Genomic DNA, 15,899 nt, shown 5'->3' on the forward strand with positions numbered 1-15,899 from the left:
GCTATAAAAAAATATCAAACAGAAATATACAATCTAAAAAACAAATATATAAGCAAAACAATATACATAGCTTTTTTATATATAGTTATTAATTGGGAAGTTTACACACGCAAACTGTTTAGAAAAGTTATTTATAAAAACGGAATAAGCAGATACGAAGGACAAAAATATTCTGAATACAAACAGAAATATATTGATAATATAACACTTGCTTTTAATCAGCTGCTTCAAAAAAGTGAAATTAAAAGTCTTAAAAACAAAGAAATTCAAATAATACTTAATACGAATATGCTTCTTTTTAATATGGAGCTTAATAGAATATTTGATGATATAAAAAACAGACATATAGATGCTGAAAACAATAGAAAAGAAATAAATCTTTCATCAATAAAAACTAATTCTAATAATAAAGAAGTTATTGAAAGCGAGCTTGAAAATATTAATGATTTTAATGAGGCTTTAAGGGAGATTGAAGACAGCATACTAAATAAAGATATTAAAGAATTAAAAGAGTTTATTTTAGGTAATTTTTTGAATATGCTAAAAAATAATTATAAATAAGGATATTAAAAATATGAGTATACGTAATTTTATCAATGAACCTAATGCTAATAAAAAACTTTGTATATATACGAGCATAATAAGTTTTTTGCTAGGCTGTATTTTTGGGTATTTGTTAATCTTATTTGGAGAGGCAGAATAATAACTAAAGAAGAAGCTATAGCTGTTGTTATTATTCTTCTTGGGCTTAATGCTGTTAGTTTCGGTTCTGACTTGAGAGGTTTTTTGAAAATATTAAAAGGCGTAAATAAAAAAAGCGATAAAAATCTGCCCCAATAATTCGATGAATGCGGACAAAGTTATTATTGAGGAGGTTATAATTTTTGAGCATAGCAACAATATATAAAGAGAGTAAAAAAGATGACTGTAATAATTAGTGTTATATTAAACTTCATTAAAAATAAATTATTTGAATTAGCTAAATCTAAATATTTTTTATTAGCATTAATAGCAATTATTACTGCTGTATATATTCTATTTTTAAATATGCAATTAAATAATAAAAATAAAAAAATTAATAATCTTAATAATGAAATTATATCTTTAGAATCCAAAAATTCTGTTTTATACAAAGATCTTGTTTTCAAACAAACTCAGATACATATAAAACAAATTTTTACTAATAGTGATGAAGTAATAGAAAAAATAGCAAGAGAAGATGAAATTAAATTGTCAGATGAGTATATAAAAGCATTAAAAACTATTATTTATGATTATAATAAAGCTATGGAGATAAAATGAAATATATATTAATAATTATTTTAAGTGCTGTTATAGTTTCATGCCAAACTACAAAGTATGTAACCGTTCCATTGTCAGAGCCTCCTAACATTTACAAGCCTAATGATAATATTACAACACAAAAGCAATTGTTAAAAGAATATCAAAGAAGTTTAATAAAAATAACAGAATGGCAAAAATGGTATAATGCACAAATTTATTCAAATTAATTCAACAAAAAACACATTTATATCATTTTAATAATTGATTTTTAGAAAATATTATTTATAATATATCCATAAAAAAACATTATTGAAGTTTTATTATGAAGAAATTAAATATCGCCTCAACATTTAAAGTTGGCAAATTAAACAGTATAATGGTGAAAATACCATTAATAGTTATCATAATGATAATTATATTATCAACAGCAATCATAAGTGTATCTATTAGCCTAGCAACTAAAGAATTAAATAGAGTAACAGCATCAGGTTTTGAAACTTCTGTTAATGGATTTTCATCATTAATAGATAGTATATTATCTTATCAGTCTACACTTATAGAATCATATGCAAACATTCCTACAATAAAAGAATATATGTCAGATCATAGCGAAGAAGTGCAAAATAGAGCTATCAGAACTATGACTGTACTATTTGATAATAATGATTATATAATAGATTTACTTATGCTTGATCTAAATGGAAAAGTAACTGAAAGCTATAATGGAAGCAAAGAATTAACAGGTACAGATATATCAGCAAAATATAATAGATTATGGACATCATTTGTCAGTAAGAATTATCAAACTACATTATCTTACAGCATATATAAAGAGGGAGACAATATAATACTTCCTGTTTTGCAAGGAGTTAAAGATTATAATGATAAAGTAGTAGGTGCTTTTATTGCTTATGTTAATTGGGGAAAAATAATAGATGAAAGTTTGAAAGATTCCAAAGATCAATTTTCTACAGATAAAACTCTTTTTATTATCAATGATTATTTAGAGATTGTTTATCATAATAATAAAGACAGACTATTCAGCAAAGCTACAGAATCATTAGTTATACCAGAAAATGAATCATCAGGACTTCTTTCTTATGTAAGAGATGGAGTAGGAATATCAGCATTTTTTAAGAAATTAACAAATACCAGATGGGTAATGGTTGAAAGAATAACAAATAATTTGTTATATGCTGCAGGAAAAAAGATGATATTTATAGGTATTATAATAGGAATTATAGGAGTAATAGTTTCAGCCTTAATCACAACATTATATATAAATAGAAGTATAAAACCTATAAAGTTTATAGTAAAAGAAGCACATAATATGGCTGAAGGTAATTTTGCTTTGAATACTGTAATAAAAGATAGAAAGGATGAAATAGGTGAATTATCGCATTCATTCCAGATTATGAGAGATAAAATAATAAGCGTTATTACGGATGTTCTTGATGCTTCTACAGAAATAGCCAATTCTGCCTCAGAACTTTATCAAGGAAGTGAAGATTTAGCTCAAAGAACAGAATATCAGGCTTCAAGTCTTGAAGAAACTGCTTCTTCTATGGAAGAGATGGCTTCTACTATAAAATCATCCGCACAAAACTCTGTAGATGGAAATAAAGTTATGATAGATTCTAAAAATGCTGTTGAAGAAGGTGCAATAGTTATATCTAATACAACTAAAATGATAGAAGATGTTTATGATGCTAGTGCTAGAATAAAAAATATTACTAAAGTAATAGAAGATATTGCATTTCAAACTAATATACTTGCACTTAATGCTTCTGTAGAGGCTGCTCGTGCTGGTGACCAAGGAAGAGGTTTTGCTGTTGTAGCAAGTGAGGTAAGAAACTTAGCTCAAAACTCTCAAGCTTCTGCAAAAGATATAACTTTACTTATAGAAGATATATATGAAAAAATCAATAAATCTGCTGAAATGGCTAGACATTCTCAGGAAATATTTAACAATATAGAAATGAAAATAGAAGAGACTTCTAAGATTATGAGTGATATAAGCCAAACAGCTGTTGAGCAGGAAGCAGGAGTTGATCAAGTTAATACTGCTGTTACAAAAATGGACAGTATAACTCAGCAGAATGCCGCTTTGGTAGAAGAAGCTACAGCTGCTTCTAAATCTTTACTAGATCAAGCTAAGCATTTAGAAAATTTAATGTCTTTCTTCAAAATTAAATGATAAAAAGTTAAATATCTTTATTTGATTATTTTTTAGTTTAATAATAATTATATATTGAAAAACAGTTAAAAGTTATATATAATAAATAAGTTTTTAATTGTTATTTTTTGTATATTTAACTATATAATCATTTAAAGAGGCATGCATGAAAAAAATTAACAGCATATCAGTAAAACTTCCATTCATTTTAAATATTGCTACTATAATTATATGTATATTTATAATATTCTCTCTTCTAAGCATTTCCACTAAAGAAATAAGCAGCTATGTAAATAAATATATAGAATCATCGGCAAGCGGATATTGTAATTTTTTAGATAAAACAGTAGAAGAACAAACATTATTGATGGAAAGTTATTCAAGCATGCCTATAATAATAGATTATTTACAGAATGATGCTGTTTGGCTTGAAGGTACTATATATATTACCTTACAAAAAGTACTTAATAATAATAAATATATAACTAATGCTTATATAGCATCAAAAGAATCAGATATTATAATTTCGTATAGCGGCAACTCGTCAAGCTCTTCATCAAAAATATCTGAACAATATCCTGAACTATGGAATAATTTTATATCAAAAAATTATGAAGTAACAATATCAGAAACTATATATAAATCCGATATGAATAATGGATTCTTTTTACCAATAATATGTCCTATTTTTGATTATTATGATACTTATTTAGGGGCATTTATAGGTTTTTTAGATTGGTCTTTAATAATTGAAGATAGTCTTAATAAATTTGGAAACACATTTTCAAAAGACAATACCATATTCATTTTAAATAAAGATAAAGAAATAGTATACCATAATATAAGCTCTGAATTAAAAAATAAAGTTGGAATTAATATTCCAGATAATCAAAATTCAGGAATAATCAAATACAATTATTTTAACATAAATAAATTAGCATTCTTCAAAAAAATGAACTCTATGCCTTGGGTACTTGCTGATGGAATATCCGAAAGGTTAATTTATTCTGCAAGAAATAAAATGCTATTTATAGGAATTATTATAGGTTTATTGGGAATTATTTTATCCGTTTTATTCTCTATATATTATATAAGAAAAACTATTGAACCTATAAAACATATAGTTAAAGAGGCAAAAGAAATATCTATGGGTAATTTTTCTATAACATCTAATATAAAAACAAGAAATGATGAGATTGGTGAATTATCTCAATCATTTGATACTATGAGAAATAGATTTATAGAAGTAATTTCTGAAGTATTAGCTTCATCTAAAGAAATAGCAAATACTGCTGAAGAGGTTCATAAAGGAAGTGAAGATCTAGCTCAAAGAACAGAATATCAGGCTTCAAGTCTTGAAGAAACTGCTTCTTCTATGGAAGAGATGGCTTCTACTATAAAATCATCCGCACAAAACTCTGTAGATGGAAATAAAGTTATGATAGATTCTAAAAATGCTATATTAGAAGGTGGCAGTGTTATAGCTAATACAACAAAAATGATAGAAGATGTTTATGAAGCTAGTGCTAAAATAAAAGATATTACCAAAGTTATAGAAGGAATAGCTTTCCAAACTAATATACTTGCACTTAATGCTTCTGTAGAGGCTGCTCGTGCTGGTGAGCAGGGAAGAGGTTTTGCTGTTGTAGCAAGTGAGGTAAGAAACTTACCTCAAAACTCTCAAGCTTCTGCAAAAGATATAACTTTTGCTTATAGAAGATATATACGATAAAATAAATAAATCTGCTGAAATGGCTAGACATTCTCAGGAAATATTTAACAATATAGAAATAAAAATAGAAGAGACTTCTAAGATTATGAGTGATATAAGCCAAACAGCATTGGAGCAGGAATCAGGAGTTGATCAAGTTAATACTGCTGTTAGCAAAATGGACAGTATAACTCAGCAGAATGCCGCTTTGGTAGAAGAATCTACAGCTGCTTCTAAATCTTTACTAGATCAAGCTAATCATTTGAAAGAGCTTATGAGTTTCTTTAAGCTTTAATAAATATTTTAATCATAAAAACTTAAGAATTTAATATATTATACGATAATATTGCCTTATATATATTAATTAATCTTTAATTAAAGATTACTAATTAACATAATTGACTTTTTTTGTTATTTAAATTATACTATACCCCATTGGTGTTAGTTTCTTTTATTAATTAATATTAATTATTATTTTTTAGTGAGTTTAATTATGAAAAAATTTGATAGTATAGTTGTGAAAATTCCATTAATTGTTAATATAATTATAGTAATATTATCTTTTACAATAATATCCACTTCAATAGCCATAGCAAGAAAAGCTATAAATAATGCAACATACTCAGGATTTGAAACATCCGTTAACGGTTATTCAACATTGCTTGATACAATACTTAACGACCAATTAATAATAATGGATGCATATTCAAGAATACCTGCTGTAATAGAATATATGGAAACAAGAAGCGAAGAAGTAAGAGACAGAGCAATACAAACTATGATTAATTTATTTGATAATAATGATTACATAGTTGCATTAGATTTGATAGATTTAGATGGAAAAGTTATAGAAGCATATGATGGAAATGCAGAAAATGCTGGTACAGATATAAAATCTAGATACCCTCAATTATGGCAAGAATTCGTTGATTCAAAATATGATCATTCTACAAGCGATGAAATATACAAGTCAACTATAAATAATGGATATGTTCTTCCAATACTACATTCTGTTTACAATTTGGAAAATAAACTTATAGGAAGTTTTGTAGCATTTGTTGATTGGTCAAGAATCATAAATGAAACTTTAGAAGATGCTAGAGCAGAATTATCTGAGAAAAAAACCATATTTGTTTTAAATGATGATTTACAATGCGTATATCATAATATTGATTCAAGTATAGGAATTACAGCAAATGAATCTCTAAAAACTCCTGCTGGAAAAATCTCAGGTATATTTATATATACATTTAATGATGTTACTAGAACAGCTTTCTTTAAAAGAATGAAAACTCAGCCTTGGTTTATGATGGCTGGAATTACACATGATTTATTATATGTTGAAAGCAGAAAAATGACTTTAATAGGAATCTTATTAGGAATAGCAGGTATTGTAGTGTCTTCTATAGTATCAGCTTTCTATATAGGAAAACTTATTAAACCGCTCAAAAATATAGTAGATGAGGCTCATCAAATGGCAGACGGTAATTTTATATTCACATCTAAAATAAATAAGAGAAAAGATGAGATTGGAGAATTATCCCAGTCATTTGATATTATGAGAAATAGATTTATAGAAGTAATTTCAGATGTATTAGCTTCATCTAAAGAAATAGCAAATGCTGCTGAAGAACTTCATAAAGGAAGCGAAGATCTATCTCAAAGAACAGAATATCAGGCTTCAAGTCTTGAAGAAACTGCTTCTTCTATGGAAGAGATGGCTTCTACATAAACCATCCGGAAATAATGTAATGATAGCATCAAGAAATGCTGTATTAGAAGGTGGCAGTGTTATAGCTAATACAACAAAAATGATAGAAGATGTTTATGAAGCTAGTGCTAAAATAAAAGATATTACTAAAGTGATAGAAGGTATTGCTTTTCAAACTAATATACTTGCACTTAATGCTTCCGTAGAGGCTGCACGTGCCGGAGAGCAGGGAAGAGGCTTTGCTGTTGTAGCAAGCGAGGTAAGAAACTTAGCTCAGAACTCTCAGGCTTCTGCTAAAAACATCACTTTGCTTATAGAAGATATATACGATAAAATTAATAAATCAGCAGAAATGGCAAGACATTCTCAGGAAATATTTACAGATATAGAAATGAAAATAGAAGAGACTTCTAAGATTATGAGCGATATAAGCCAAACAGCATTGGAGCAGGAATCAGGAGTTGATCAAGTTAATACTGCTGTTACTAAAATGGATAATATAACTCAGCAAAATGCTGCTTTGGTAGAAGAATCTACAGCTGCTTCTAAATCTTTACTAGATCAAGCTAATCATTTGGAAGAGCTCATGAGTTTCTTTAAAGTAAAATAAAATATAATAATGAAATATTTATTATTGTTTATTACAGCATTGATTTTATCATGCAGTAATAATACCAATGAAAATAGTATATCTAATATTATAAGCAAAAATGAAATAGAGCCGAATAATACTATAGAGTATTCTCAATTTATAGATGCGGATACTCATATTAATGCTAGTTTTGATAATTCAAGCGATATAGATTATTATCATATAAGCCCTACTAATGGATTTGCAATGGATTTTAGTATTTCAATTGCAAATAAAGATGCAGCTGTTCAATTAGAATTATTAAACAGCAATAACACTTTATTAAAATTAAATACTAAAGATATACTAAATTATGATTCAGTTATAAATTTAAAAGATATTTTATTTGAAGAGAGCAACTATTTTTTAAAACTTAATTCTGATTTGGAATCAAAATACGAATTAAAATTTACATTTAAAAATAATGTTATAATAAATAATGAAAAAGAGCCTAATAATACATTAAGCAGCCCTGATTACATAAAATCCCCTAATGAACATGTATACGGATATTTCATTAAAAGTTCTTCAAATATAACAATAGACAATATACTAAAACCATATATTAAACCACAAAACATAATAGACATAGATTGTTATAAAATAGAAAATTCTACAGATATAAATACTTCTATAGATATAATTTTGCATGATGCTGATAATGCAGATATGGTTCTATTTGATGAAAATTTTAATTATTTAAAGTATGGAAATAATAATATATCCTCAGATTTTCAATCTGGAAAAGTTTATTATATAGCATTAATATGTTATGGAGATAAATCAATTACAAAAAGATATAGTATTCATTATAAATTTAATTAATATAATTTTATTGTATTGACAAAGCATTATTTTTAATATAAAATAGCTTTACTATTAAAAGTAAAGGTTAATTATAAATGACTAATTTCTTTTTTGATAAAAAGCTAAAAAAACCCTTCTTTCTTTGGGAGTGCTGAATTATTATTTATACAAATATAAAAAATAATTATATAGCTCCCTAGTAAGGGGGTTTTTTTTATTTAAAGGATTTTAGAAATATATGATAACTTATAACCATTAAAAAAATTATTTAGGAGTGAACATTATGGAACATTATGGTTTATTAGGCATCATACCGCCACTTTTAGCTATCATACTAGCCTTAGTAACCAAAGAGGTAATTATTTCTCTTGCTCTTGGTATATTGTCAGGTACTTTAATAATAGCACATGGTAATGTATTTACAGCAATTACAATATTTACAGATAAGGTTGCAGAAATGAGCGGAGACGCTTGGAATATACGCATACTTTTATTCTGTGCATTGCTTGGTGCTTTTGTAAGTATGCTTTCTAAAACAGGAGCTACTAAAGCTTTTGGTTTATGGGCTAGCAAATACCTTAAAACAAAAAAAAGCATATTAATATTTACTTGGTTTTTCGGACTTATAATATTTATAGATGATTATTTTAATAGTTTATCAGTGGGAACAGTTATGCGTCCTGCTTTTGACCAAAATAAAATTTCAAGAGCAAAATTGGCATATATATTAGACTCAACTGCCGCACCAGTATGTATACTTGCCCCAATATCAACTTGGGTAGTAACTGTTATGAGTTATATAAGAGATTCTGAAGGTTTTGAATCATTAAATATGAGTGAGTTTGTTTTCTTTATAAAAATGATTCCTTATTCTGTTTATCCTCTTCTTGCATTAGCTTTTGTTGTTCTTATGTCTTTGGTATTTAAAGATTTCGGACCTATGAAAAGAAGCGAGGATGATGCTTTAAATGGAAAACTTTTCAATGAAGAGTTATACGGAGCATGTCCTGGAAATATGGAAACTTCATCAAATAATAAAGCAAAATGGTATGATATGGTTATAGCTATAGTTATACTTATAATAGTATGTATTACAATGTTCCCAGTAACTACATATATGGGATTAGTTGGAAATGACGGAATAACTACTTTCTCACAAGCTATGTTAAGCGTATCTTTAAATCAGGCATTTTTAGATACTGATGCTTCAAAAGCTTTATTCTATGGTGCGGTAATTTCTCTTATAATAATATATATATACTATATCGCCAGAAGATTGTTAAGCATACGTTCTGCTGGAAACTCTATCATGGAAGGAATAAAATCAATGGTTCCTGCTTTAGTAGTACTTGCATTAGCTTGGTCTATAGGAAGCGTTATAAAATCTTCTCCTGCTGACGGAGGACTTGGACTTGCTGCTTTTCTTTCTGAAGCTGTAAAAGGAGGCGGATTCCCTCTTTGGATACTTCCTGCAATAGGATATTTACTAGGATGTGTTATTGCTTTTTCTACCGGTACAAGCTGGGGAACTTTCGCTATACTTATACCTATAGTTATACCTATAGCTAACGGACTTGCTATGGGTAATGGATACACAGGCGATGCTCTTTTAAATGTACTTTTAATAAGCGTTGGTTCTGTAGTTTCAGGTGCAGTATTCGGAGATCACTGTTCTCCTATATCTGACACAACAATACTTTCTTCTACTGGAAGCAATTGTCCTTTGCTTGAACATGTTGCTACACAAATTCCTTATGCCGGTTTAGTAGCTACAGCAGCATTTATAGGAGTAGTTGTAGGAGGTATTACTTTAAGTCCAATAGCTGCTTTATTAGTAGGATTTATAGTAATGTGCGTACTTGCTATGCTTGCTCCTAATTTTTATGATAAAATATCTAAAATTAAATTATCATCTTCTAAATAATTTTTAAATATAAAAACCTCTGATATGATTAATTTTATATCGGAGGTTTTTTATTATAAAAAATTTTTATCAATATTTTCTATTATAAAATTATTAAACAATATATAAATAGATTACAATTTTTGACGCATGCATTCATTATAATAGAACAAAAATAAATGTTAAAGGAATGTATTTTATGGATATCTTTGAAACTATAATGGATGCGATTGATAATTTTGATGAAGGATTTGAAAATATGCTTCAAGTTTTAAATGAAAAAATTGAAAATATTTGTACGGATGATAGTACAGAAAAAAATAATAAAATAGATAATAATTAAAGTATAAAATTTTATTAACAATCCCCGCCCTTTATACTTTAAAGCTTTATTACAAAATAGCAACTTTTTTATATTTAAAATTAAAACAGTAAAAGCACACCCGTCCAAGTTTTAATTAGTTTTTAAAATTGTATTATTAATTATCTTAACATACTAAAATTATTAAATTTAATGAACTTTGAAGAAAGACATTAAATCTTCTAAATGCTTAGCCTGATCCAATAAAGACTTAGAAGCTGCTGTTGACTCTTCTACCAATGCCGCATTTTGCTGAGTAATATCATCCATTTTTGATACAGCCATATTTATCTGATCAACTCCTGTTTCCTGTTCTAATGCGGTATTACTTATATCATTCATTATCTTTGAAGTTTCTGTTATTTTTATTTCTATATTTGTAAATATTTCCTGAGAATGTCTTGCCATTTCTGCTGATTTATTAATTTTTTCATAAATATCTTCTATAAGTAAAGTGATGTTTTTAGCAGAAGCTTGCGAGTTTTGTGCTAAATTTCTAACTTCAGATGCTACTACTGCAAAGCCTCTTCCTTGATCTCCTGCTCTTGCTGCCTCTACTGATGCATTTAAAGCAAGTATGTTAGTTTGAAAAGCTATATCTTCTATCACTTTTGTAATATCTCTTATTTTAGAACTAGCCTCATAAACTTCTTCTATCATTTTAGTAGTATCTGCTATAACATTCCCCCCCCTCTAATACAGCATTTTTAGAATCCGACATAACACTATTACAATCAATTGAATTTTGTGCAGACGACTTTATAGTTGAAGACATTTCTTCCATAGAACTTGCTGTTTCTTCCAGACTTGAAGCTTGATATTCTGTTCTCCTTGCCAAATCTTCGCTTCCCTGATAAAGTTCATTGGCTGCATTAGTTATTTCTCTGGAAGATATTAATATTTCCTTTATCATATATGAAAATTTAGATCTCATTTCACAAAATGAATTTAATATTTCTCCGATTTCATCATTTCTTAATTCTATATTAGAACATATAGTTAAATTTCCAAGAGATATTTCTCTAGCTTCTTCAACTATATACTTTATAGGTTTAATGGTTCTTCTTATATAGATAAATGAAAATAAAACAGAAATTATTATGCCTATTATTCCTATTATAATTCCATTAAAAAGCATTTTTCTGTTAGCCGAATAAATTAATGACTCTGAAATTCCGTCTGCAATAGTCCAAGCATTGAATTCATTTTTTTAAAAAATGCTAATTTATTTATATTAAAATAATTATATTTAATTACTCCTGCACTTTCGTCTAAAGGTATATTAAAATTAATTTTATTTTTAAGCTCTTCAATTATATTATGATATACATATTCTTTATTATTATTAATAATAAAAATCGAATTTTCCTTTGAAAAAGTATTTCCAAATCTATCCAAACTATCTCTAATTATTAAAGACCAATCAATAAAACCTATAAAAGCTCCTAAAAAATTATTATCATAATCAAAAATAGGATGCAGCATTGGAATTACATATCCATTATTTATATCAGATTTATATATTGTATCAGCTATAATTACATCATAATTTTTAGATATGAAAGTATTCCATAAGTCAGGATATACCCCAGAAACTTTAATAGCTTTTTCAGCATAATCTCCTTTATATGATGTTAAGACAGTTGAATCAGGAGAAAGTATATATGCATTTGTTATATATTTATTATTATCTAAAACCTTTTGCAAAGTAATAAAAATATCAGATTCCATCTCATTCGAATTATTTTTAAGATAATCTATTATTATAGGCATGCTGGAATAACTTTCTACAAGTAATATTTGATCTTCTATAACTTTATCCAAAAAATTACAATATCCATTTGCTGAGGACTCCATATATTTATTAACATAATTCATAATTTCTTTTGTAGAAGCATTGAGCAAAGATAAAATTATAAATGAAGATATGATAACTATGGAAATGCTTAAAATAAATGGTAATTTTACTGATATACTATTAAATTTTTTCATATATAAAAATCCAAAAATATTTTTTATTATATAAAAAATATACTAAAACAGATGCATTAAAATCTTTGATTAAATTAATACTATAAAAATTAAAATTTTATTATATTGATTATTTATTAGACGTTAAAGTAATAAAATAATTCCCAAAATTTAAAATTATGCTTGATTAAACCTAACATATATTCTAATATTAACATAATATTCAAATACCGTCAATATAAAAATATAAAAAAATTTAATTATTTATAAAATATATTAAAAAATCTCCTACTTATTATAAAGATAAAAAGCAGGAGATTAAAAAATTATTCTTCTATTCTTAAATGAAGCTCTTCTAATTGATCATCATCAACAGTAGAAGGACATCCGCTCATTAAACATTGTCCCTTCTGAGTTTTAGGGAATGCTATAACTTCTCTTATGCTGTCTTGTTTTTGTAAAAGCATAACAACTCTGTCTATACCATAAGCCATACCGCACATAGGAGGAGCTCCGTATTTTAAAGCATCAAGTAAGAATCCGAATCTTATTTTTGCCTTCTCATCATCTATACCTAAAAGGCTGAATATCTTAGCCTGTACTTTGCTGTCATAAATACGCTGACCGCCGCCGCCTATCTCATTACCATTCAATACTAAGTCATAAGTATCGCTTCTAACTTTTAAAACATCAGTATCTAGTAGAGGCACATCTTCAGGTACAGGTGCTGTAAATGGGTGGTGAGTAGCTGATATTCTCTTCTCTTTATGATCATATTCAAATAATGGGAACTCTACTACCCATAGGAAATTCAATTTATCTTTATCTATTAAATTTAATTTCTCAGCAACTCTTAATCTTAAATTACCTAAAGCATCAAATGTAACTTTCGGAGTGTCAGCAACAAAGAATAATAAGTCACCTTTTTCTGCTTTTGTAACTTCTAAGATTTTCTTTTGATTGTCTTCAGAGAAGAATTTTACAATGTTAGATTCAAGTCCGTTTTCAGTAACTCTCATCCAAGCAAGACCTTTAGCTCCGAATATGCCGACATATTTAGTAAAGTCGTCAATATCTTTTCTGCTTAATTTCTCTCCGCCTTTAGCATTCAAACATCTTATTATAAATTTGTTGTCTAAAGCATTTTTGAATACTGCGAAATCGCATCCTCTAACAGCATCTTCAACATTGATAAGTTTTAATTCAAATCTAGTGTCTGGTTTGTCGCTTCCGTACATTTCCATAGCATCATAATAATTTAATCTAGGGAATGGTGTAGGCAAATCAATACCATAAACATCTTTAACTATATTAGCAGTAACTTTCTCCATTATAGATAAAAACTCATCAGTATTAAGGAAAGAAGTTTCAATATCAACTTGAGTAAATTCAGGCTGTCTGTCTGCTCTCAAATCTTCATCACGGAAACATTTAGCTATTTGATAGTATCTGTCAAAACCGCCTATCATAAGTATTTGTTTGAATATTTGAGGAGACTGAGGCAATGCATAGAAATCTCCGGCATTTAATCTTGAAGGAACAAGGAAGTCTCTAGCACCTTCAGGAGTACTTTTATTTAATATAGGAGTTTCTACATCTATGAATCCGTTTTCAGCTAAATGCTTCCTAAATGCATTGGTAATTAAAAATCTCTTATATAAATTATCAAATACTTTAGGTCTTCTTAAATCTAAGTATCTGTATTTAAGTCTTATATCTTCCCCAGTATCAATATCATCTTCAAGTAAGAAAGGAGGAGTTTCTGATGTATTAAGCAATTCTAATTTTTCTACCATTACTTCAATTTCACCAGTAGGAATTTTAGGATTAACCATTTCAGCACTTCTAGCCCTAACCTTTCCCTCAACACTAATAACATACTCGCTTCTCAAATTTTGGGCGTCATTATGTGCTTCTTTATTTACTTCCGGATTAAATACTATTTGTACAAAACCAGTTTTATCTCTTAAATCTACGAATATTACTCCGCCATGATCTCTTCTTCTTAAAACCCATCCGGCTAGCTTTACTTCTTTGCCGATATCGTCTTTTGTTAATACTCCATTGTAAGCACTTTTAAAACGCATATTAATTTCCTTTCTAAATAAATGATTTTTAGTTTAAATAACATAATAATTATATTATAAATAAATAGAAAAATCAATGATTTATAATATATAAAAATATAATGTTTACATAATATTTAACATGCCGCATAACTAAATCAGCAAATATTCATAATGTTTTTTAATCGTATTATTTTTAAATTAAAATAATTGAAATCTTCCATACTGATTACATAGATTTTTTATAATATTTATCATCATAGTTTTAAGCCTATTATATATTTATTAATTTTATACCATATTTTTTGGAAAGCTCATGGTATCTTTGCTCGCATACATTGTTATCACCTATAGCACTGCAGCAGTTCATCATTATATTAATTTTTCCAATGATATTTTTATCATTATTGTAAATTTCGCAGAACTGTTTTATAGTTTCATAAACACAGTAATCTTTAGCCTCTCCGCATACATATATATCATCAGCATTTTTTATTTCATAAACCCAAGAATTATCATACTTCATGGAATTTTCTGTAATAACTTCAGCTCTTAAAACCCCATACATTTCCGTAAAAGCATCCTGACCTTTTAATATTTTTTTTACCGATACTTTTTTTGACATCTCAAAAAATAAAAGCATATTTGAAAGCTGTTTCTCTATTAACCATCCGTCTGTATAATGCAGGCAATGATAAGGCCATATCATCAGATTCTGACTGCCCTGTTTTTCTAATGCTCTTACATAATTAATCTGGATATCTCTGTCATAAACAGGTATTATCTCATTACTTTCTATTTTATCCAATGTAACTTCTGTAAAAGGAGATACAACATTGCCAAGCGCATCTTTCCACATAATAGGATGAAAAATAGAATCGTATCTGTGAGTATCTAATGTAACATATATATTGGCTATTCTATCCATATTGCTGTATATAAATCTTGTAATCTTCTTTATATCTTCAATCGCACCATTAACTGCTAAAGCACCTTTTTTAATGTCTACAAAATCTCTTTGAGGATCTACTATAAGCAAATTAATATTTCCTTTTGATAATTCAGCATTATATTGCTGTGATAATTGACATATACTTTGCTGATTAATAGGATTTACTTCTTTTCCTATATACTCTTCATTTACTATGCTTTCATAAGGTATTTTTACAGACATAATGAAACCTCTAAATTTTATTTATTTTTTAATTAGTATATAAATCTTTTTATTAAAATCAAATATATTATAAAAAAAGGAGCCTTTTTATAAAAAAGCCCCTT

At 27.4% G+C, this 15,899-nt stretch carries 12 protein-coding genes and 3 pseudogenes; 10 read left to right on the forward strand and 5 right to left on the reverse strand.

Annotated features, from left to right (window positions below; all coding sequences use genetic code 11):
- The 10 genes and pseudogenes from T324_RS0102265 to T324_RS17975 all read left to right on the forward strand — a co-directional run.
- Window positions 1–561, forward strand: a 561-nt coding sequence (locus T324_RS0102265; RefSeq protein WP_028328777.1) for a hypothetical protein, incomplete at its 5' end; no start/stop codon positions are given.
- Between the two features lie 13 nt (window positions 562–574).
- Window positions 575–840: pseudogene (locus T324_RS16510) on the forward strand (endonuclease).
- Between the two features lie 81 nt (window positions 841–921).
- The gene (locus T324_RS0102275; protein WP_051436770.1) at window positions 922–1,302 is read left to right on the forward strand and encodes a hypothetical protein; all 381 of its coding nucleotides are present in this window, start codon (window positions 922–924) and stop codon (window positions 1,300–1,302) included.
- Window positions 1,299–1,511: a hypothetical protein gene (locus tag T324_RS0102280; RefSeq protein WP_028328779.1), complete on the forward strand. Its 213-nt coding sequence runs from the start codon at window positions 1,299–1,301 to the stop codon at window positions 1,509–1,511. The genes T324_RS0102275 and T324_RS0102280 overlap by 4 nt, the downstream gene beginning before the upstream one ends.
- Window positions 1,512–1,606: 95 nt before the next feature.
- A complete protein-coding gene (locus T324_RS0102285; RefSeq protein WP_028328780.1) occupies window positions 1,607–3,481 on the forward strand; it encodes a methyl-accepting chemotaxis protein in 1,875 nt (624 codons plus the stop codon).
- A gap of 145 nt (window positions 3,482–3,626) precedes the next feature.
- A pseudogene (locus T324_RS16515) lies at window positions 3,627–5,466 on the forward strand (methyl-accepting chemotaxis protein).
- A gap of 198 nt (window positions 5,467–5,664) precedes the next feature.
- Window positions 5,665–7,492 (forward strand): annotated as a pseudogene (locus T324_RS16520) (methyl-accepting chemotaxis protein).
- 9 nt (window positions 7,493–7,501) lie between these two features.
- Window positions 7,502–8,338, forward strand: coding sequence for a hypothetical protein (locus tag T324_RS0102300; protein ID WP_028328781.1), 837 nt, complete (start codon window positions 7,502–7,504; stop codon window positions 8,336–8,338).
- Between the two features lie 265 nt (window positions 8,339–8,603).
- The gene (locus T324_RS0102305; RefSeq protein WP_028328782.1) at window positions 8,604–10,244 is read left to right on the forward strand and encodes a Na+/H+ antiporter NhaC family protein; all 1,641 of its coding nucleotides are present in this window, start codon (window positions 8,604–8,606) and stop codon (window positions 10,242–10,244) included.
- A gap of 178 nt (window positions 10,245–10,422) precedes the next feature.
- Window positions 10,423–10,566, forward strand: a complete 144-nt coding sequence (locus T324_RS17975; protein ID WP_156920131.1) for a hypothetical protein — start codon at window positions 10,423–10,425, stop codon at window positions 10,564–10,566.
- Window positions 10,567–10,734: 168 nt separating this feature from the next.
- On the opposite strand, the gene T324_RS18850 is transcribed toward T324_RS17975, so the two are convergent.
- The 5 genes from T324_RS18850 to T324_RS0102325 form a co-directional block, all read right to left on the reverse strand.
- Entirely contained in the window at window positions 10,735–11,244 is a 510-nt protein-coding gene (locus T324_RS18850) for a methyl-accepting chemotaxis protein (RefSeq protein ID WP_211232572.1), read from the reverse strand.
- A gap of 1 nt (window position 11,245) precedes the next feature.
- The gene (locus T324_RS18855; protein WP_211232573.1) at window positions 11,246–11,722 is read right to left on the reverse strand and encodes a methyl-accepting chemotaxis protein; all 477 of its coding nucleotides are present in this window, start codon (window positions 11,720–11,722) and stop codon (window positions 11,246–11,248) included.
- A 20-nt stretch (window positions 11,723–11,742) separates the two neighbouring features.
- Window positions 11,743–12,576 (reverse strand): cache domain-containing protein, encoded by an 834-nt coding sequence (locus tag T324_RS18860; protein ID WP_211232574.1) that lies wholly within the window; start codon window positions 12,574–12,576, stop codon window positions 11,743–11,745.
- 305 nt (window positions 12,577–12,881) lie between these two features.
- Entirely contained in the window at window positions 12,882–14,642 is a 1,761-nt protein-coding gene (gene aspS, locus T324_RS0102320; RefSeq protein ID WP_028328783.1) for an aspartate--tRNA ligase, read from the reverse strand.
- A 253-nt stretch (window positions 14,643–14,895) separates the two neighbouring features.
- Window positions 14,896–15,795, reverse strand: a complete 900-nt coding sequence (locus tag T324_RS0102325) for a cysteine hydrolase family protein (protein WP_028328784.1) — start codon at window positions 15,793–15,795, stop codon at window positions 14,896–14,898.
- Window positions 15,796–15,899 lie beyond the last annotated feature (104 nt).

Origin of the sequence: Brachyspira alvinipulli ATCC 51933 (genome assembly GCF_000518245.1) — a bacterium.
Classification (GTDB): domain Bacteria; phylum Spirochaetota; class Brachyspiria; order Brachyspirales; family Brachyspiraceae; genus Brachyspira; species Brachyspira alvinipulli.